The sequence below is a fragment of the Pseudomonas sp. TH15 genome, assembly GCF_016651105.1.
GTDB lineage: Bacteria > Pseudomonadota > Gammaproteobacteria > Pseudomonadales > Pseudomonadaceae > Aquipseudomonas.
Genome location: NZ_JAEKEL010000001.1, coordinates 658,396 through 677,402 on the forward strand (window position 1 = coordinate 658,396; position 19,007 = coordinate 677,402).

Here is a 19,007-nt window from a genome sequence, read left to right on the forward strand (position 1 = left end):
AAAGTTACTTCACCGTCACGGTGATCTTTTCCGAGACGATTGGCGGATCGAAAGCCATGTGGTTCTTGTCGCCCAGTTCGAGTTGCAACGTGTGCTGGCCTGGGGTCAATGTCACCTCGGTTTCAGTCTGGGCCTTGCCGAAGTGCACATGATTGGCATCTGACGGGATCACCGAACCGGCAGGAATGACCTCCTTGGCGTCGATCAGCAGGTGGTGGTGGCCGGTGTTCGCAGTGGCGTCACCCGCCGGAGCCAGAGCAACGCCTTTGACTTCAAACTTGACCTTGAACGTCTTGCCAACAGTTTCGCCGCTGGTTGGCGAGCCGATGTTCACTGCGGCACCTTGCGGGGCCGGGGTAGCTGCGCTGGCCATCATCGAAGCGCCCAGCAAAAGGGCCGCCAAAACAGCACGTGACATGAATGTTTGCATTCTCTTCTCCAGTTTTTTCGTAAAATCCGCTTGGCCGTGACAACTTCACGGCTATTCGTTGTCGAAGGACCTCAATAACCATAGCAAAGCGCGCCTGAACCAGAGCGACGCGATAATGAATTCAAAGGAGTGACCATGCGTTTTTTGCCTGGCCTGATCTGCCTGCTACCCCTTTTGAGCCCTTTGGCTCATGCCGAACTGATTGATGACGTTAACGACCGTGGCGAATTGCGCATTGCCCTGGAAGCCAATACACCGCCATTCAATTTCAAGGACGACGGCAAACTCACAGGGTTTGAAGTCGAGCTGGGTCAGTTGCTGGCCAATGAGCTGGATGTGCGGGCCGACTTCGTTGTCACTGAGTCAAACGATCTGCTGCCAGGCGTTGAAACCGGCAAGTACGACGTCGCCATCAACCACATAGCAGTGACCGCGAATCTGAAGGATCGTTTCGACTTCAGCGAACCTTACGGCAAGGTCGATGCACAACTGCTGGCGAAAAAGGATGAGCAACCACGGCCGATGGTGCTGGTGCAGGCGTTGACTGACGCCAAGCCAAAGTCGAGCCCGCCGGTGGAGATGGCGATACCGTTTCAGAAAGGTAATCCGGCGTTTCAGGCCAGCCTTGCGAGCGCCATGCAGCGGATCAAAGCCGACGGGCGCCTGGCAGCGCTGACCGAGAAATGGTTCACAGCGCAGACCACTGAAAACCTGAAGTGAACAAAAAACCTGTGGGAGCTGGCTTGCCAGCGATAGCGGTGGTTCAGTCAGCAATGATGGTGGCTGACCCAATGCCATCGCTGGCAAGCCAGCTCCCACAGTGTTTTGTGGTGAATGGCTAGTCGAGGCGGGTCAGGGCCAATGCGGCTTGCGGGAGTTCGAGTTCGCTGAAAACCTGCACCCCATGGCGCTTGAGCAACGCAGCCGTCACGCCTTCGCCGGAGACTTTCACTCCACTGAACGTGCCGTCATACGTGAGCAGATTGCCGCACGATGGGCTGTTGGCTTTCAGCACCGCCACGCGGATGCCGTGTTTCTGCACCAACGCCAGCGCCTGCCGAGCACCCTCCAGAAACTGTGCGCTGACATCCTCGCCCTCGGTGGTCATCACCGCAGCAACGCCATCAAGCACGTCACCACCCTGCCCGCCCGGAATCTCCGCCGCAGCCCTTGGCGTCGGCAACCCGCCGGCCACTTCCGGGCACAACGGCACGACCCGGCCTTCGGCGATCCACTGATCCAGCAAATCAAACGGCCCACTGGCCCCACCGTCGTAGCGCACGCGGTGGCCCAACAGGCAGCGGCTGACCAGAATCTTTTGCATGATCAGAACGGCTCGTTGCCACGACGCCGGAACCAGCCCGTCAACGACAGGCGCTCCCGGGTCGCAGGCAGGACTTCGTGGGGCACTTCGCCCGACAGGAATACCACCAGGCAGCCACCAGTAGGCACGACGTTGTGTTCGACGCCATCCTCTAGGTACATGCGCAGTTCGCCGCCGTGCTCGGGCAGCCAGGCGTCATTGAGGTAGATCACCGCCGAGACCATGCGCCGGTCGTCGTCGCGGAAACGGTCCACATGCTTGAGGTAGAAAGCACCGGGCGGGTACAGGGCGAAGTGGCTTTCGAAGTCTTCCAGACCGAGGAACAACCCGCGATTCATCGCCTCGCGCAGGCTGTCCATCAAACTCAGATAACTGTCGCAGGCCTCGGTTTCACCGGGTTCGAGCCACTGAATGTGGTCGCCACGAATGCCTTCGCGAATCTCTGAAGTCGGCCCACGGCCCACCGCCGCCGGGGCCAGTTCACCCTCGGCCGCACGTTTACGGCACTCAGCCGCCAGTTCCCGGGTCAGACCCAGAGGCAGGAAAATATTCTGCCGCGACCAGCCACGTTCGGCCAAGTCGTCGACGATACGTAACAGCAGCGGGTGATCAGAGGGTATTTGCATGGCGCGCATAGTATTCCTGTGCCTGCAAATCCGACAGAGCCGCGCAGCGGGCTGATACGAATTCTCGACAAGTTCTTGTACCGCACGGAGAATAGTCGCCTGCTGACAGGAGTCCCTATGCGCCGTTTGCTTTTTTCACTGTTGATGTTCTGTGTTTTGCCCGCTTGGGCAGACGGCCACGACCAGTTGTACAAGGTCGCCGGTTGGCCAGACCAACGCGCGCATTTCAACGACGCACTCTCGGCCGCTCAGCAGCGCTACCAGAACAGCTTGCCGCCAGCGGTGTTTCAGGCTCTGGTGAACAACAGCAACCAGCGCTTCGCCCCCCAAGCCATGGACCAGCGCGCCGAAGCGCAATTGCGCAAGACCCTGGCCGACCCGAAACCGGCCCTGACTTTCTTTCAAACTCCACTGGGCAAGAAAATCGTCGCCGCCGAACTGCTGGCGACCCGGCGCGATCAACTGGCGAAAAACGCCAAGGGCTTGCCCAAGATCGAGGCCAGCGACACGCGTCTGTTGATCATCGGCCATCTGGCCCAAGCCTTACCGGCCCGCGAGGCAGGTGCTGAAGTCACCTTGGCAATTGCCGGCATCGCGGCGGACAGTCTGAGTTCGATGATCCCCGGTTTGCTCGGTGGCGGTCAGGCGCCAGGGATGTTGAATGGTCAGCGCCAGCGCTTGATGGATCAGATTGGCACCGACCTCAACAACACGCTGCTCTACGTTTATCGCGACTTGTCGGATAACGAACTGGAAGAATTCGCCACGTTTGCCGAATCGGCTGAGGGCAAGGCGTATTACCAGGCAGCGCTGGCGGCGATTCGCGCGGGGTTGGCGGTGGGGCAAAGCACCTCGAATTTAAATCAGTAATTTTGGGCGTTTGGAAGATTTCCTTCGCGGGCAAGCCCGCTCCCACATTGGAATGCATTTCAAATGTGGGAGCGGGCTTGCCCGCGAAGAGGCCCTAACAGCCGCTACAGATTCCGGCCTTTAATCCGCTTCGTCAAAAACCCGAAATACTCTTCCCGCAACGCCAGCGTCTCGTTCGCCAGATGATGCCGCGCCTCAGGCAGCATCAACACCTGCGGCCGATCAAACTTGGCCTTCAACACCTCCAGGTTGTGCTCCCAGTCCACCGTCATGTCCGCCTGCCCCTGCACGATCAGCGGCCGTCGCGGGCTGTTCGGTGCGGCCTCGACGCGCTTGATCCAGCGTCCCAACGCGCCCACCCACGCCGTCGGCAAACGCAGCGGCTGCAACGGGTCGGCGAGCAGAAATGGCAAGAACGCCGGGTCATTGGAGTTCTCGCTGAAACGCCGGGCAATGCCTTTGACGAAGGGCTTGAGCAGGTAATAGCTCAACTGCGACCAACCCCAGGCTCGCGGTCGTACCAGCGGCGACAGCAAAATCAACTGACCCTGAGCCGGACTGTTCGCACCTTGGTTCAGCACATGATCAATCACGATCGCCCCGCCAGTGCTCTGCCCGCACAGGTGCCACGGCTGCGGCAAATTCAGCGACTGCGCTTCAGTGAACAAGCCTTGCAGGGTGTCCTGATACTCGGCGAAATCCTTGATGCTCGCGCGCTCGCCGCTGGACAGGCCATGCCCCGGCAAATCGCAGGCGATCACCGCAAACCCCTGATCCAGCGCCCACTCAATCACATGCCGATAGAGCCCGGTGTGATCGTAGAAGCCGTGAAACAGGAACAACGTCGCCTTCGCCCGCGCCGGCCACCAGACCTGGCTGACCACCTCATAACCATCGACCGCGAAACGACCGAGCCCCTTGCGCAACGTACGTCCGGGGAAATCCAGCCCATAAAACGTCTGATAGGCCTGGCCCTCAGTCGACAACGGCTGCCACTCGGCCAATGGCCGCAGGCCGGCGCGCAAATGATCGGGAGTGAAAGTGGCAGGCATGGTTATTCCAGAACGTGAAACAGACTTTATGGGCCTGCGATATTCATCTGTCGCGGCAAGCATGGCAAGCTAGCCGACCTTCGAGGATCGAAACCCATGCGTCCGGCCTACCGCACCACTCTGCTTGCCAGCCTGCTCGCCCTCATGTGTGCCGGCGTGCTGTGGGCGGCGTACGACTGGTTTCAGGGTCGCTACCTGCGGGCGTTCAGCGAGCACACGGCGGTGTTTTCCGGCGACCCATTGCGCCTGCCCGACAACCTCGCCGGCCCCGGCGCCATCCGCCTCGTACATTTCTGGGACCCGGCCTGCCCGTGCAACGTTGGCAATCAACAGCACCTCACCGAACTGGTTGAGCGCTATGTACCGCAGGGCGTCGAGTTTTACTCGGTACAAAAACCCGGCAGCCACGGCCAGTTGCCCAGCACCTTGAGCAGCCTGAAAACCATCACCGTACTGCCCGGCTCCGAGCAGATCCCCGCCAGCCCGGCGGTGGCGATCTGGGACCGCGCCGGCAAGCTCGCGTATTTCGGCCCGTACAGTGAAGGCCTGACCTGCAACTCGAGCAACAGCTTTATCGAACCGATCCTGCAAGCGCTGAACGAAGGCCGCACGGTGAACGCCACCCACACGCTGGCGGTGGGTTGCTATTGTCCGTGGGCGGTGGAAGTGAAGTAAGGCATTCCGGACTATTCAAGGACGGTGGGTGCCCGGCACAGAAAGTCTGTGCTACATGTTTGCAGCCCACACGGGCGGCAATCTCGAAGAACAAGGAGTCACCATGAAACGCGTCCTGACCGTACTTGCCTTGCTGATCGTCGCGCTCGCCATCGGCGTGGGCGGCTACATCTACAGCAAGCAGCCGACGCGCCAGGGCCAGGTGACGCTGAACAACCTGCAAGGTTCGGTGACCGTGCGCTACGACGAGCGCGGCGTACCGCATATCCGCGCCGACAACGAAACCGACCTCTACCGCGCCCTCGGCTACGTCCACGCCCAGGACCGCTTGTTCCAGATGGAGGTCATGCGCCGGCTGGCCCGTGGCGAACTGGCGGAAGTCCTCGGGCCGAAACTGGTGGACACCGACAAACTGTTCCGCAGCCTGCGCATCCGCGAGCGTGCCGAGAGCTATGTGGCCGCGCTGGATCGTCAGTCACCGGCGTGGAAAGCCCTGCAAGCTTATCTGGACGGGATCAACCAATATCAGGACACCCACGCTGCACCCGCAGAGTTTGACGTGCTGGGCATCCACAAACGCCCCTTCACCGCCGAAGACAGCATCAGCGTCGCCGGCTACATGGCCTACAGCTTTGCCGCCGCGTTTCGCACCGAGCCATTGCTGACCTACGTCCGCGATCAGCTCGGCCCCGACTACCTGAACATCTTCGACCTCGACTGGCAGCCCAAAGGCGTGTTGGCCAAGGCCCGCGCCAAACCCGGCCCGGCGTTGGCCGCCAGCGACTGGAAAGACCTGAACGCCCTCGCCCGTCTGAGCGAACAAGCCATGACCGAGAACGGCTTGCCGCAGTTCGAGGGCAGCAACGCCTGGGTCATTTCCGGTAACCGCAGCAAAAGTGGCAAGCCGCTGCTGGCCGGAGACCCGCACATTCGCTTCTCGGTGCCGTCGGTGTGGTACGAGGCGCAACTGTCGGCGCCGGGCTTTGAGCTTTACGGTCACCATCAGGCGTTGGTGCCGTTCGCGTTCCTGGGGCACAACCTGGATTTCGGCTGGAGCCTGACCATGTTCCAGAATGACGACCTGGACTTGATCGCCGAGAAGGTCAACCCGGACAACCCGAACCAGGTCTGGTATCGCGGCAAGTGGGTGGACATGGTCAGCACCGAACAGCAGATCGCCGTGAAAGGCCAGGCGCCGGTCACGCTGACGCTGCGTCAGTCGCCTCATGGCCCGATCATCAACGACGTGCTCGGCACCGCCGCCGGCAAGACGCCGGTCGCCATGTGGTGGGCGTTCCTCGAAACCCCGAATCCGATTCTCGAAGGCTTCTATCAGCTCAACCGTGCCGACACCCTCGCCAAGGCCCGCGCCGCAGCGGCCAAGGTTCAGGCGCCGGGGTTGAACATCGTCTACGCCAATGCCAAGGGTGATATCGGCTGGTGGGCCTCGGCCCTGCTGCCCAAGCGCCCGGCTGGAGTGAAACCGGGCTTCATCCTCGATGGCAGCACCAGTCAGGCGGACAAGGAAGGTTTCTACCCGTTCAGCGCCAACCCCCAGGAAGAGAACCCGGCGCGGGGCTATATCGTCTCGGCCAACTTCCAACCCGTCTCGCCCACCGGCATGGAGATTCCCGGCTACTACAACCTGGCCGACCGCGGTCAACAGCTCAATCGCCAGCTCAACGACAAAAACGTGAAGTGGGACAACGACGCCAACCAGAAGCTGCAACTGGGTACCACCACCGCTTACGGCCCGCGCTTGCTGGCGCCGTTGCTGCCGGTATTGCGTGAAGTGGTCACTGACTCGGCCGAACAGAAACTGGTGGAGCAACTGGCCCAGTGGCAAGGCGATTACCCGCTGGATTCAATCAATGCCACGGTGTTCAACCAGTTTCTGTACAACCTGGCCGACGCGACGATGCGCGATGAACTGGGCAACGACTTCTTTGAAACGCTGCTCTCGACCCGGGTGATCGACGCTGCGTTACCGCGCCTGGCCGCCAGCCCGGATTCGCCGTGGTGGGACAACCGCAACACCCCGGCCAAGGAAACCCGCGCCGACACGGTGAAGGTCGCGTGGCAGGCGAGCATTGCGCACCTCAAGACCACGCTGGGTGCTGATTTCACCCAGTGGCAGTGGGGCAAGGCGCACACGCTGACCCACGGTCATCCGCTGGGGATGCAGAAGCCTTTGGACCGGATTTTCAACGTCGGCCCGTTCGCCGCTCCCGGCAGCCACGAAGTACCGAACAACCTCTCGGCCAAGATTGGCCCGGCGCCATGGCCAGTGACGTATGGCCCGTCGACCCGGCGGCTGATCGACTTCGCCGACCCGGCCCACAGCCTGACCATCAACCCGGTCGGCCAGAGCGGCGTGCCGTTCGACAGCCACTATGACGACCAGGCTGAGGCGTATATCGAAGGGGTTTATTTGCAGGCGCATTTCAGTGATGAAGAAGTGACGGCGAATACCCGGAGTACGTTGAAGCTGTTGCCGGCGCGGTAGTTTTTTGTTGTTCGGATTGCCGTCTTCGCGAGCAAGCCCGCTCCCACATTTGCAATGCATTCCCCTGTGGGAGCGAGCCTGCTCGCGAAAGAGCCATCAGCAACACCTTAAATCTCAGAGCAGAACCGCAAAGTTCAGCCTGAACTGCTGCGGTGTCACCCCGAGCCGGCGGTTGAACACACTGCGCATGTGCTGGGCATCGCGAAACCCGCATTGATACGCCACGGTCTTGAGCGGCGACCGCGTACTTTCCAGCAGCACCCGCGCCGCATCCACCCTCGCCCGCTCGACGAATTCCGCCGGGGTCACTTTCGCTTCCTTGGCGAACACCCGGGAAAAGTTGCGAGCGCTCATGTTGGCGGCGTTGGCGAGATCGGCGATGGTCAGGTCGCCGTTGAGGTTGGCGAGGACATAGAGCTGCACCAGCGCCACCGCCGAAGTCGGTTCGGCGTGAGGTGTGAGGAACGGGCTGAACTGCGATTGCCCGCCCGAGCGCTGGGTGAACACGACCAGGCGTTTGGCGACGCTGAGTGCGACTTCCGGGCCGTGATCGAGACCCAACAGGTACAGCGACAAATCAATCCCCGCCGTTACCCCGGCCGAGGTGTAAAGCTCGCCGTCCTGCACGTACAAACGATCAGCCTCCACCTGCGTCGACGGACACATCGCCGCCAACGCAGCTGCGTCGCCCCAATGAGTTGTGACAGTTCGTCCTTCGAGCAAACCGGCCCGGGCGAGCATGAACGCGCCGTTGCAGATCGAACCAAAGCGTTGCGCCCGCGCACTCGCGTCCCGCAGCCAGGCGTCGAACGTCACGCCAAAATCCATGAACGGCAACTGCGGCCCACCGGCCACCAGCAGCAAGTCATAAGCCTCAAGCGCTTCGCTGAAATGCCGGTGAGCGTTCAAGGACAAACCGTTGGAACACGGCATCATCCCGCGCTCGACGCCGATCACTTCCAGCCGATAGTGATCCTGCGGCGCCAGAAAACGATTGGCCTCGGCGAACACATCCATGGGCCCGGTGACGTCCAGCGACTGAACGCCGGAAAACACCACGATGGCGACGGTTTTTTGCATGGTTCGAAGTCCCCTGTAACCCAGTGGCGAGGGGGCTTGCCCCCGTTGGGTTGCGAAGCAGCCCCAGAACCTACGACCGCATTTTTTCAGGTAGTCCGCATGCACCGGTCTACGACTGCTTCGCAGCCGAACGGGGGCAAGCCCCCTCGCCACAAATGGATAGAATTCCAAGTTGTGAAGGGCAGTTGGCATTGCAGGCGGATTGGCAAGGATCGCAGCCATGCGCGACTGCACGCTGGTTTTAATCATGTTTTTTGAAGTCCCCTGTAACCCAGTGGCGAGGGGATTTATCCCCGTTGGGTTGCGAAGCAGCCCCAAGACCATACACCTCGTTGTGTCAGGCAGTCATCATGGCTGGATTTACGACTGCTGCGCAGTCGAACGGGGATAAATCCCCTCGCCACAAATGGATGGCATTCCAACTTGTGAAGGGCAGTTGGCATTGCAGGCGGATTGGCAAGGATCGCAGCCATGCGCGACTGCACGCTGGTTTTATTCATGTTTTTTGAAGTCCCCTGTAACCCAGTGGCGAGGGGATTTATCCCCGTTGGGTTGCGAAGCAGCCCCAGAACCTACGACCGCATTTTTTCAGGTAGTCTTCATGCGCTGGATTTACGACTGCTGCGCAGCCGAACGGGGGCAAGCCCCCTCGCCACAATTGATGGCATACCAGCTTGTGAAGGGCAGTTGGCACGATTTGCAGGTGGATTGGCAAGGATCGCAGCCATGCGTCGATTGTTCGCTTTCAGCGCCAGGAACAGACTTTGCCCATCAGCGCCACGACGGCGTTTCAGTGAGGAAACCTCCCATGAGCACGACCATTGCCGGCATCAAAATCCCTGACAGCGCCCTCGCCCGGGCCACCACCGAGTACATTCGCGACATCGAATCCGATCTGCTCTATCACCACTCACGCCGGGTATTTTTGTTCGGCGCGCTAAGCGGTGAGCGCCAGCAACTGGCCTACGATCCTGAACTGCTCTACGTCGGAGCAATGTTCCATGACCTCGGTCTGGTTGAAGGTCATCGCAGCGCTGACGAGCGTTTTGAAGTCGACGGCGCCAATGCGGCAGCAGCGTTTCTCAAGCCTTACGGGTTGAGCGATGACGACATCGAACAGGTGTGGCTGTCGATTGCCCTGCACACCACGCCGGGCGTGCCGAAGCATTTGCGTCCGACTGTGGCGCTGGTGACTGCCGGTGTCGAGATGGACGTGCTGGGCATGGATTACGCGGCGTTCAGCAGCGTACAGCGTGAAGCGGTGGTGCATGCGCACCCGCGTGGGGAAGGTTTCAAGGAGTGCATCATCTGCGCGTTTGCCGACGGCTTGCGCCACCGTCCGCAGACCACATTCGGCAACGTGAAGACCGATGTGCTGAAGGATCAGGAGCCGGAATTCAAGCCGATGAACTTCGTCGAGGTCATCCGCCAATCCCCCTGGACTGCCTAAATCCAACTGTGGAATAGGTCCTGTGGCGAGGGGATTTATCCCCGTTGGGTTGCGAAGCGACCCCTCTCTTGATCTAAACAGAAGGGGCCTGCTACGCAGTCCAACGGGGATAAATCCCCTCACCACAAGGCTTCATCGCTAGTGTCCGGATGTGGCTTAAGCCGCTTCCGGCGCCTGCGCCCGACGCACGTCCGGTTGCTTCCAGGAATCGGCAGCACCTTCTTCGATCGCTTGCTGAATCGCCCGCTTGCGGCTTTCCTCGGCACGGCGGCTGAAGAACCAGACCATGAAGGTCACGATCGATACCGCCAACAGGATCAGGCTGGCCACGGCGTTGATCTCAGGCTTCACGCCCAGGCGTACCGCCGAGAACACTTCCATCGGCAGGGTCGTCGAACCCGGGCCGGAGACGAAGCTCGCCAGCACCAGGTCATCCAGCGACAGCGCGAAGGACATCATCCCGCCCGCCGCCAACGATGGCGCGATCATCGGAATGGTGATCAGGAAGAACACCTTCCACGGCCGCGCGCCAAGGTCCATGGCGGCTTCTTCGATGGACAGGTCCAGCTCACGCAAACGCGCCGAAACCACCACCGCCACATACGCCGCACAGAACGTCGTGTGGGCGATCCAGATCGTTACAATGCCACGCTCCTGCGGCCAGCCGATCATCTGCGCCATGGCCACGAACAGCAGCAACAGCGACAGACCGGTGATCACTTCCGGCATCACCAACGGCGCCGTCACCAGGCCACCGAACAGCGTGCGGCCCTTGAATCGGGTGATGCGAGTCAGCACAAACGCGGCCAGTGTGCCCAACGCCACCGCGGCAATCGCGGTGTAGCAGGCGATTTCCAGCGAGCGCATCACCGAGCCCATCAGTTGGGTGTTGTCGAGCAGGCCGACGTACCACTTGATCGACCAGCCGCCCCAAACTGTTACCAGTTTCGAGGCGTTGAACGAGTAGATCACCAAGATCAGCATCGGCGCGTAGATGAACAGCAAACCGAACACCAACATAAAGCTCGAGAAACTGAAGCGCTTCATTCTTTGCCCTCCATTTCTTTGGCCTGGCTACGGTTGAACAGGATGATCGGCACAATCAGGATCAACAGCATCACCACCGCCAGGGCAGACGCCACCGGCCAGTCGCGGTTGTTGAAGAACTCTTGCCAGAGCACTTTACCGATCATCAGGGTTTCCGGACCGCCGAGCAGTTCCGGGATCACGAACTCGCCCACCACCGGAATGAACACCAGCATGCAGCCGGCGATGATGCCGTTCTTGGACAGCGGAATAGTGATCTTCCAGAAGCTGTTGAAGGTGCTCGAACCGAGGTCCGACGCGGCTTCCAGCAGGCTATGGTCGTGCTTCACCAAGTTGGCGTAGAGCGGCAGGATCATGAACGGCAGGTACGAATAAACCACGCCGATGTAGACCGCCAGGTTGGTGTTGAGGATCTGCAACGGCTCGTTGATCCAGCCCATGCTCATCAGGAAACCGTTGAGCAGGCCGTTGTTGCTGAGGATGCCCATCCACGCGTAAACGCGGATCAGGATCGCGGTCCAGGTCGGCATCATGATCAGCAGCACCAGCACCGTTTGCAGCTCTTTACGGGCGCTTGCGATGGCGTAGGCCATCGGATAGCCAATCAGCAGGCAGAGGATGGTGCTGAAAAACGCCATCTTCAGCGAGCCGAGGTAGGCAGCGATGTACAACTCGTCGTCGCCGAGCATCGCGTAGTTGCCCAGGTTCAACAGCACCTGGAGCTTCTGGTCGACGAAGCTATAGATCTCGGTGTACGGCGGGATCGCCACGTCGGCTTCGGCGAAGCTGATCTTCAAGACGATGAAGAACGGCAGCATGAAGAACATGAACAGCCAGATGAACGGAACCCCGATGACCAGTTGGCGGCCACCGGGAATTATTCGATTGAGTCGGCGTTTGAGTTTGCGCATGTTCATGAGCGAAGTACCACGCCGCTGTCGTCTTCCCAGTACACGTAGACCTGATCGCCCCAGGTCGGACGCTGGCCACGGCGCTCGGCGTTGGCAACGAACGACTGCACCAGTTTGCCGCTCGGCAATTCGACGTAGAACACCGAATGGCCGCCGAGGTAGGCAATGTCGTGGACCTTGCCGCTGGACCAGTTGTATTGGCAGGTCGGCATTTCGGCGGTGACCAGCAGTTTTTCCGGGCGAATCGCGTAGGTAACGGACTTGTCCTGCACCGAGGTGCTGATGCCGTGGCCGACGTAGATCTGGCGATCCAGGTCTTTGCAGGTGATGGTCGCGTGGCCTTCGGCGTCGTCGATCACTTCACCTTCGAAGATGTTGACGTTGCCGATGAACTCGCAGACCAGACGGCTGGTCGGGGTTTCGTAGATGTCGATCGGGCTGCCGATCTGGGCGATCCAGCCCAGGTGCATGATCGCGATGCGCTCGGCCATGGTCATGGCCTCTTCCTGATCGTGGGTCACCATGACGCAGGTTACGCCGACGCGTTCGATGATCTCGACCAACTCCAGTTGCATCTGCGAACGGAGTTTTTTATCCAGTGCACCCATCGGTTCGTCGAGCAGCAACAGCTTCGGCCGCTTGGCCAACGAACGCGCCAGGGCTACACGCTGACGCTGGCCACCGGACAACTGATGCGGCTTGCGCTTGGCGTACTGGCTCATCTGTACCAGCTTGAGCATTTCAGTCACGCGGGCATCGACTTCCGACGACGAGATCTTGTCTTGCTTGAGGCCGAAGGCGATGTTCTGCGCCACGGTCATGTGCGGGAACAAGGCGTAGGACTGGAACATCATGTTGATCGGTCGCTCGTACGGCGGCATCTCGGTGATGTCGACGCCGTCGAGGTAAATGCGCCCCTCCGTGGGCCGTTCGAACCCTGCGAGCATCCGCAGCAAGGTGGATTTGCCCGATCCCGAACCGCCGAGCAGGGCAAAGATTTCACCCTTTTTGATTTCCAGGGACACATCGTCCACCGCAATCGTCTCGTCGAACTTCTTCGTGACCCGGTCGATTTTGACCAACACCTGTTTAGGTGATTGGTCGCCCTCGAGGGCTTTCTTATAGGCGCCGGAGGCAACTGCCATTTACGAAACTCCCAGAAAAAAAGAGTGCAGTTCGCTCGAGGTGAGCCAACCTTGGATAGTTTGAGCCTTGAAGCTATTTACCCGACTTGACCTTGGTCCAGCTGCGGGTCATCAAACGTTGAATGTTCGGTGGTAACTCGACCGACACGTAGGTCTTGTCGAGCACTGCTTGCGGTGGATAAACCGCTACGTCGGTGCGGATGGACTGTTCCATCAGTTTGTCCGACCCTGGATTAGGGTTGGCATAGCCGACCGAATCACTGACCTGGGCAATCACCTCAGGTTTCAGCAAATAGTTGATGAACGCGTGGGCTTCTTTGACATTGCTCGAATCCTTTGGAATCGCCAGCATGTCGAACCACAGCGCGCCGCCCTCTTTCGGGATGGTGTAAGCGACCTTCACGCCTTTGCCGGCTTCGGCTGCGCGGGACCGGGCCTGGAACATGTCACCGGAGAACCCGATCGCGATGCAGATGTCGCCGTTGGCCAGGTCCGAGATGTACTTGGACGAGTGGAAGTAGGTCACGTAAGGCCGCACCGCGAGCAACTTGGCTTCGGCCTTTTTGTAGTCTTCGGGGTTGGTGCTGTTGGCGTTCAGGCCCATGTAGTTGAGGACTGTCGGCATCATTTCATCGGCGGAATCGAGGAACGCCACGCCGCAACTGTGCAGCTTCTTGATGTTTTCCGGCTCGAACAGCACGCTCCAGGAATCGATCTTGTCGACGCCCAGCACTTCCTTGATCTTGTCGACGTTGTAACCGATGCCGTTGGTGCCCCACAGGTACGGCACGGCGTACTGGTTGCCCGGATCGTTCTGTTCCAGGCGCTTGAGCAGCACCGGGTCGAGGTTGGCGTAGTTGGTCAGTTGCGAGCGGTCGAGTTTCTGGAATGCGCCGGCCTTGATCTGCTTGCCGAGGAAGTGGTTGGACGGCACGACCACGTCATAACCGGTACGCCCGGCCAGCAACTTGCCTTCCAGGGTTTCGTTGGAATCGAACACGTCGTAAACCGGTTTGATGCCGGTGGCCTTCTGGAAATCGGCCAAGGTGTTTGGAGCGATGTAATCCGACCAATTATAAATATGCACTGTGGGCGCAGCCTGGACACTGACGGCAATCGTCAGTCCGGCGCCGACCAGCAGGGCATTGCGCAACAAAGAAAAAATAGGCAAGTGGAGGTCCTCTAAAATTAGTTGGGCCCAAGTTGCCCCGTGTTACATGACAGCCTTAGCTGCCCAGCAACAAAACCGGCGCGCAACTTACCCTCGATAAACCGTTCCAGCAAAACTTTCTGTCATTTAATTATTCCTGTTGCCGCCACCGCGCAGGCAACGGCAACAGGATGTGGCTTCAAATCGGCTTATTTACCGGATTTGATCTTGGTCCAGCTGCGGGTCAGCTCACGCTGAGTGGCCGCTGGCAAATCAGCGATCGCATACAGCTTGGCCTGCACTTCGGCGGACGGGTAGATGCCCGGGTCCGAAGTGATTTCCTTGTTCACGTACTGGGTTGCTTCGGCGTTACCGTTAGGGAAACGCACGGCGTTGGTGATGTCGGCCATCACTTTCGGCTGCAACAGGTAGTTCATGAACTTGTAGGCACCGTCGACGTTTTCCGCATCCTTAGGGATCGCGACCATGTCGTAGAAGCTGCCAGCGCCTTCTTTTGGAATGGCGTAGCTGACTTTCACCTTGTCACCGGCTTCAGCAGCGCGGGACTTGGCTTGCTGCACGTCACCCGAGTAACCGACGGCTACGCAGATGTTGCCGTTGGCCAGGTCGGAGATGTACTTGGACGAGTGGAAGTAAGTGACCGAAGGACGAATCTTCAGGAACAGATCTTCGGCTTTCTTGATGTCTTCTTTCTTCTGGCTGTCGGTAGGCAGGCCCAGGTAATGCAGCGCGACTGGCAGCATTTCGGTCGGCGAATCGAGGAAACTCACACCGCAGCCTTTGAGCTTGGCGATGTTTTCAGGCTTGAACAGGATGTCCCAGGAATCGATTGTGTCGACGCCCAGTGCAGCCTTGACCTTCTCGGGGTTGTAACCGATACCGATCGAGCCCCACATGTAAGGGAAGGCGTGTTTGTTGTCCGGGTCGCTGATGGAAACCGCTTTGAGCAGCGATTTGTTCAGGTTGCCGTAGTTGGACAGCTTGGACTTGTCCAGCTCCTGGTAAACGCCGGCCTTGATCTGCTTGGCGAGGAAGTTGTTCGACGGCACGACGACGTCGTAGCCGGACTTGCCTGCCAGCAACTTGGCTTCCAGGGTTTCGTTACTGTCGAAAACGTCGTACACCACCTTGATCCCGGACTCTTTCTCGAAGTTCGCGATGGTGTCCGGTGCAATGTAGTCGGACCAGTTGTAGATATGCAGCACCTTGTCATCGGCCTGTACTGCACCCGCCATCACGCCCATCAGGGACATGGCGAGGAGGGTCTTGCCAGCTATCTTCATACCTAATGCCTTCATGGGTAATGCTCCAATTTTTTCTTTTTAACCACGTGCTCAGCGGCCTGTTACTGGGCATCCGAACAAACGGTAGTCTGGCAAGTTACAAGGCAGGCTTTCAAGGAAAGACCCATCCTTTGTTTACTCCGGGCGAAGTGCCGTCTTCGCACCCCGCCCAGAGCCTAGCACTTAGGCCTGCAAGGCACTCAGGGTCAGGTCCAGGCACTTGCGCGCCTTGGCCACCAGCTCATCGATTTCAGCCGGTGTAATCACCAGTGGCGGAGCAATGATCATGGTGTCGCCCACGGCACGCATGATCAGGCCGTTGTCGAAGCAGAACGTGCGGCAAATCATGCCGACGCCCTTGCCTTCGTAACGCTTGCGAGTGGCCTTGTCCTGGACCAGTTCGATGGCCCCCAACAGACCAACGCCGCGCACTTCCCCCACCAACGGGTGATCGCTCAGTTCCCGTAGACGCTTTTGCAAATAGGGTGCCGTTTCTGCGTGAACGCGCTCGATAATTTTTTCTTCGCGCAGGATACGGATGTTTTCCAGTGCCACCGCAGCGGCCACCGGGTGACCGGAATAGGTGAAGCCATGGTTGAAATCGCCGCCCTCATTGAGCACCGCCACCACGTCGTCACGCACGATCAGGCCACCCATCGGGATGTAGCCGGACGTCAGGCCTTTGGCGATGGTCATCATGTCGGGCTTGAGGTCGTAGTAATCACTACCGAACCACTCACCGGTACGGCCGAAACCGCAGATCACTTCGTCGGCCACGAACAGAATGTCGTACTTGGCGAGGATTTCCTTGATGCGCGGCCAGTAGCTTTCAGGCGGAACGATCACGCCGCCGGCACCCTGGATGGGTTCGGCAATAAAGGCACCGACGTTGTCCACGCCGACTTCCAGAATTTTCTCTTCCAACTGATTGGCGGCCCAGATACCGAACTCTTCCGGGCTCATGTCGCCACCTTCACCGAACCAGTACGGCTGGGCGATGTGGACGATACCCGGGATCGGCAAGTCGCCTTGTTCGTGCATATAAGTCATGCCACCCAGGCTCGCGCCGGCCACGGTGGAACCGTGATAGCCGTTCTTGCGGCTGATGATGACTTTCTTCTTCGGCTGGCCTTTGATCGCCCAGTAGTGACGAACCATGCGCAGCATGGTGTCGTTGCCTTCGGAACCGGAACCGGTGAAGAACACGTGGTTCATGCCTTCTGGCGCGATGTCGGCGATGGCTTTGGCCAGTTCCAACACCGGCGGGTGAGCGGTCTGGAAGAACAGGTTGTAATAAGGCAGCTCGCGCATTTGTTTGCTGGCGGCGTCGGCCAGTTCATCACGACCGTAACCGATGGCTACGCACCACAGGCCAGCCATGCCGTCGAGGATCTTGTTGCCTTCGCTGTCCCAGAGGTAAACGCCCTTGGCGCTGGTGATGATGCGCGGGCCTTTCTCTTTAAGCTGTTTGAAGTCGCTGAACGGCGCCAGATGGTGATCGTTGCTCAGCGCCTGCCATTCACGGGTTTGCGGGTTATTGCTGGTCATGCGAATTCTCCTTGTTATTGGTTAGAGCGCAGCTAGACACAGCCGCGCCCGGCGCATCAGACGGCGAAGAGCAGGAATTCCCGCTCCCACGAACTGATCACGCGCTTGAAGTTTTCATGCTCGGCCCGCTTGACCGCGACGTAGCCAGTGATGAATTTTTTGCCCAGGTATTTCTCGATCGTCGCGCTGTTTTCCATCCGGTCCAGCGCGTCTTCGATGGTCAGTGGCAGGCGCAGGTTGCGGCGTTCATAGCCACGGCCCACTACCGGCGCACTTGGGTTCAAGTTTTCGACCATGCCGACATAACCGCAGAGCAGGCTCGCGGCAATCGCCAGGTACGGGTTGGCGTCGGCGCCCGGCAGGCGGTTTTCCACCCGACGGTTCTGCGGGCCGGCATCCGGTACGCGCAGGCCCACGGTGCGGTTTTCTTCGCCCCACTCCACGTTCACCGGTGCCGAGGTGTCCGGCAGGAAGCGGCGGAACGAGTTGACGTTCGGGGCGAACAGCGGCAACAGCTCGGGGATCAGCTTCTGCAAACCGCCGATGTGATGCAGGAATAACTGGCTCATGGTCCCGTCTTCATTTGAGAAGACGTTCTTGCCGGTCTCGATGTCGATGATGCTTTGGTGCAAGTGCATCGCACTGCCCGGCTCGCCGGTCATGGGCTTGGCCATGAAGGTCGCCGCCACGTTGTGCTTGAGCGCGGCCTCGCGCATGGTGCGTTTGAACACCAGGATTTGGTCGGCCAGGGACAGGGCATCGCCGTGACGGAAGTTGATTTCCATCTGCGCCGTGCCGTCCTCGTGGATCAGCGTGTCGAGGTCCAGCTCTTGCAGTTCGCACCAGTCGTAGACGTCTTCGAACAGCGGATCGAATTCGTTCGCTGCTTCAATCGAGAACGACTGGCGACCGGTTTCCGGGCGACCGGAACGGCCAATCGGCGGTTGCAGCGGGAAGTCCGGGTCTTCGCAGCGCTTGGTCAGGTAAAACTCCATTTCCGGCGCCACGATCGGCTGCCAGCCCTTGTCGGAATAGAGTTTCAGGACCTTCTTGAGCACGTTGCGCGGTGACAGCTCGATCGGGTTGCCTTGCTTGTCGTAGGTGTCGTGGATCACCTGAGCGGTAGGCTCGATAGCCCAAGGCACCAGGAACACCGCGTTCTGGTCGGGGCGGCAGATCATGTCGATGTCGGCCGGGTCGAGCAGTTCGTAATAGATGTCGTCTTCGACGTAGTCGCCGGTCACGGTCTGCAACAGAACGCTCTCGGGCAGGCGCATGCCTTTTTCAGCAATGAACTTGTTGGTCGGCGAAATCTTGCCCCGGGTGATCCCGGTCAAGTCGGCGATCATGCATTCGACTTCTGTGATCTTGTGGTCTTTCAACCAATCGGTGAGCTGGTCGAGGTTGTTACTCATAAATGCCTCTAGGCTGAGTTTCCTGACTCTTATAAGTCAGGCGTTGTTTGACGCGTCGGCGTCGCGTGATACAGATTGCCACTGCAATGGCCGGGCACAAATACCCGTCGCGACCCTGGAGAGGGTCAGCGAAAGCTAGATGTGCGTGCAGAATCATGAGCAGAACCCGGCTTATTGGCTGGGCTGCCACGGTGAAACGGTTCTATATTGGAGGGAGAGCGAGTAAAGAGAATGCAATCCAGACCGTCCAGAATATCGGACGGGGCCAGCGGATCCGCCAAAGACGGAAGAATCAACGGCACGCCTTTGGCAACTGAGGCCATGGCATGTACGTATTTGTCGCCACTGATGTGATAAGCATGCAGACCTATCTGCCTAGAGCAGATGGTGACGCCGATTAACGGCAGGCGAGACATGAAGCACCCCGGTATTATTGGTGTTATGGGTTTGAATCGAGCTTAGCCTTGTTCATTT

General features: G+C 59.4%; 17 protein-coding genes and 1 pseudogene. 5 read left to right on the forward strand and 13 right to left on the reverse strand.

The features are described 5' to 3' along the window. Positions 1-4: 4 nt before the first annotated feature. Entirely contained in the window at positions 5-430 is a 426-nt protein-coding gene (locus JFT87_RS03055) for a DUF4399 domain-containing protein (RefSeq protein ID WP_201198660.1), read from the reverse strand. 135 nt (positions 431-565) lie between these two features. Here JFT87_RS03055 and JFT87_RS03060 point away from each other — a divergent pair, with 135 nt between their 5' ends. Then, positions 566-1,150, forward strand: a complete 585-nt coding sequence (locus JFT87_RS03060; RefSeq protein WP_201198662.1) for a transporter substrate-binding domain-containing protein — start codon at positions 566-568, stop codon at positions 1,148-1,150. 118 nt (positions 1,151-1,268) lie between these two features. Here the strand turns inward: JFT87_RS03060 and JFT87_RS03065 are convergent, their stop codons facing one another. Then, a complete protein-coding gene (locus tag JFT87_RS03065) occupies positions 1,269-1,754 on the reverse strand; it encodes a DUF523 domain-containing protein (RefSeq protein ID WP_201198664.1) in 486 nt (161 codons plus the stop codon). A 2-nt stretch (positions 1,755-1,756) separates the two neighbouring features. Beyond that, on the reverse strand, positions 1,757-2,389 hold the full coding sequence (locus JFT87_RS03070) for a 2OG-Fe(II) oxygenase (protein ID WP_201198666.1): 633 nt from the start codon (positions 2,387-2,389) through the stop codon (positions 1,757-1,759). A 108-nt stretch (positions 2,390-2,497) separates the two neighbouring features. Between JFT87_RS03070 and JFT87_RS03075 the strand changes: the two genes are divergently transcribed. Beyond that, positions 2,498-3,250, forward strand: a complete 753-nt coding sequence (locus JFT87_RS03075; RefSeq protein ID WP_201198668.1) for a DUF2059 domain-containing protein — start codon at positions 2,498-2,500, stop codon at positions 3,248-3,250. Positions 3,251-3,354: 104 nt separating this feature from the next. On the opposite strand, the gene JFT87_RS03080 is transcribed toward JFT87_RS03075, so the two are convergent. Then, positions 3,355-4,302 carry an alpha/beta hydrolase gene (locus JFT87_RS03080; RefSeq protein WP_201198670.1) on the reverse strand — a complete coding sequence of 316 codons (948 nt, stop codon included), beginning with the start codon at positions 4,300-4,302 and terminating at the stop codon, positions 3,355-3,357. Between the two features lie 96 nt (positions 4,303-4,398). On the opposite strand from JFT87_RS03080, the gene JFT87_RS03085 reads away from it, so the two are divergent. After that, on the forward strand, positions 4,399-4,977 hold the full coding sequence (locus tag JFT87_RS03085) for a DUF6436 domain-containing protein (protein ID WP_201198672.1): 579 nt from the start codon (positions 4,399-4,401) through the stop codon (positions 4,975-4,977). Between the two features lie 103 nt (positions 4,978-5,080). Beyond that, positions 5,081-7,483, forward strand: a complete 2,403-nt coding sequence (locus tag JFT87_RS03090; RefSeq protein WP_201198674.1) for a penicillin acylase family protein — start codon at positions 5,081-5,083, stop codon at positions 7,481-7,483. A gap of 114 nt (positions 7,484-7,597) precedes the next feature. Here JFT87_RS03090 and JFT87_RS03095 read toward each other — a convergent pair whose 3' ends face one another. Continuing rightward, positions 7,598-8,563: a GlxA family transcriptional regulator gene (locus JFT87_RS03095; protein ID WP_201198683.1), complete on the reverse strand. Its 966-nt coding sequence runs from the start codon at positions 8,561-8,563 to the stop codon at positions 7,598-7,600. 808 nt (positions 8,564-9,371) lie between these two features. Here JFT87_RS03095 and JFT87_RS03100 point away from each other — a divergent pair. Further along, complete coding sequence (locus tag JFT87_RS03100; RefSeq protein ID WP_201198685.1) at positions 9,372-10,013, forward strand: HD domain-containing protein; 642 nt, start codon at positions 9,372-9,374, stop codon at positions 10,011-10,013. A gap of 156 nt (positions 10,014-10,169) precedes the next feature. Here JFT87_RS03100 and JFT87_RS03105 read toward each other — a convergent pair whose 3' ends face one another. From JFT87_RS03105 to JFT87_RS03140, 8 genes and pseudogenes are all read right to left on the reverse strand, one after another. Further along, positions 10,170-11,060, reverse strand: a complete 891-nt coding sequence (locus JFT87_RS03105) for an ABC transporter permease subunit (protein ID WP_201198687.1) — start codon at positions 11,058-11,060, stop codon at positions 10,170-10,172. Then, complete coding sequence (locus JFT87_RS03110; protein ID WP_201205056.1) at positions 11,057-11,938, reverse strand: ABC transporter permease subunit; 882 nt, start codon at positions 11,936-11,938, stop codon at positions 11,057-11,059. Before JFT87_RS03110 ends, JFT87_RS03105 begins: the two co-directional genes overlap by 4 nt. A 35-nt stretch (positions 11,939-11,973) precedes the next feature. After that, positions 11,974-13,116: an ABC transporter ATP-binding protein gene (locus JFT87_RS03115; RefSeq protein WP_201198688.1), complete on the reverse strand. Its 1,143-nt coding sequence runs from the start codon at positions 13,114-13,116 to the stop codon at positions 11,974-11,976. A gap of 73 nt (positions 13,117-13,189) precedes the next feature. Further along, on the reverse strand, positions 13,190-14,287 hold the full coding sequence (locus tag JFT87_RS03120; RefSeq protein ID WP_201198689.1) for a polyamine ABC transporter substrate-binding protein: 1,098 nt from the start codon (positions 14,285-14,287) through the stop codon (positions 13,190-13,192). Between the two features lie 188 nt (positions 14,288-14,475). Further along, the gene (locus JFT87_RS03125) at positions 14,476-15,570 is read right to left on the reverse strand and encodes a polyamine ABC transporter substrate-binding protein (RefSeq protein ID WP_201205058.1); all 1,095 of its coding nucleotides are present in this window, start codon (positions 15,568-15,570) and stop codon (positions 14,476-14,478) included. Between the two features lie 183 nt (positions 15,571-15,753). Continuing rightward, positions 15,754-17,118, reverse strand: a complete 1,365-nt coding sequence (locus JFT87_RS03130) for an aspartate aminotransferase family protein (RefSeq protein WP_201198690.1) — start codon at positions 17,116-17,118, stop codon at positions 15,754-15,756. Between the two features lie 56 nt (positions 17,119-17,174). Next, positions 17,175-18,533 carry a glutamine synthetase family protein gene (locus JFT87_RS03135; RefSeq protein WP_201198692.1) on the reverse strand — a complete coding sequence of 453 codons (1,359 nt, stop codon included), beginning with the start codon at positions 18,531-18,533 and terminating at the stop codon, positions 17,175-17,177. Positions 18,534-18,667: 134 nt separating this feature from the next. Next, positions 18,668-18,949 (reverse strand): annotated as a pseudogene (locus JFT87_RS03140) (gamma-glutamyl-gamma-aminobutyrate hydrolase family protein); the annotation flags it as partial. Positions 18,950-19,007: the final 58 nt, after the last annotated feature.

Bases quoted from the DNA above. Each gene is read 5' to 3' on its own strand.
- JFT87_RS03055 (WP_201198660.1), bottom strand. From the start codon at position 430: ATGCAAACATTCATGTCACGTGCTGTTTTGGCGGCCCTTTTGCTGGGC.
- JFT87_RS03060 (WP_201198662.1), top strand. From the start codon at position 566: ATGCGTTTTTTGCCTGGCCTGATCTGCCTGCTACCCCTTTTGAGCCCT.
- JFT87_RS03065 (WP_201198664.1), bottom strand. From the start codon at position 1,754: ATGCAAAAGATTCTGGTCAGCCGCTGCCTGTTGGGCCACCGCGTGCGC.
- JFT87_RS03070 (WP_201198666.1), bottom strand. From the start codon at position 2,389: ATGCGCGCCATGCAAATACCCTCTGATCACCCGCTGCTGTTACGTATC.
- JFT87_RS03075 (WP_201198668.1), top strand. From the start codon at position 2,498: ATGCGCCGTTTGCTTTTTTCACTGTTGATGTTCTGTGTTTTGCCCGCT.
- JFT87_RS03080 (WP_201198670.1), bottom strand. From the start codon at position 4,302: ATGCCTGCCACTTTCACTCCCGATCATTTGCGCGCCGGCCTGCGGCCA.
- JFT87_RS03085 (WP_201198672.1), top strand. From the start codon at position 4,399: ATGCGTCCGGCCTACCGCACCACTCTGCTTGCCAGCCTGCTCGCCCTC.
- JFT87_RS03090 (WP_201198674.1), top strand. From the start codon at position 5,081: ATGAAACGCGTCCTGACCGTACTTGCCTTGCTGATCGTCGCGCTCGCC.
- JFT87_RS03095 (WP_201198683.1), bottom strand. From the start codon at position 8,563: ATGCAAAAAACCGTCGCCATCGTGGTGTTTTCCGGCGTTCAGTCGCTG.
- JFT87_RS03100 (WP_201198685.1), top strand. From the start codon at position 9,372: ATGAGCACGACCATTGCCGGCATCAAAATCCCTGACAGCGCCCTCGCC.
- JFT87_RS03105 (WP_201198687.1), bottom strand. From the start codon at position 11,060: ATGAAGCGCTTCAGTTTCTCGAGCTTTATGTTGGTGTTCGGTTTGCTG.
- JFT87_RS03115 (WP_201198688.1), bottom strand. From the start codon at position 13,116: ATGGCAGTTGCCTCCGGCGCCTATAAGAAAGCCCTCGAGGGCGACCAA.
- JFT87_RS03125 (WP_201205058.1), bottom strand. From the start codon at position 15,570: ATGAAGATAGCTGGCAAGACCCTCCTCGCCATGTCCCTGATGGGCGTG.
- JFT87_RS03130 (WP_201198690.1), bottom strand. From the start codon at position 17,118: ATGACCAGCAATAACCCGCAAACCCGTGAATGGCAGGCGCTGAGCAAC.
- JFT87_RS03135 (WP_201198692.1), bottom strand. From the start codon at position 18,533: ATGAGTAACAACCTCGACCAGCTCACCGATTGGTTGAAAGACCACAAG.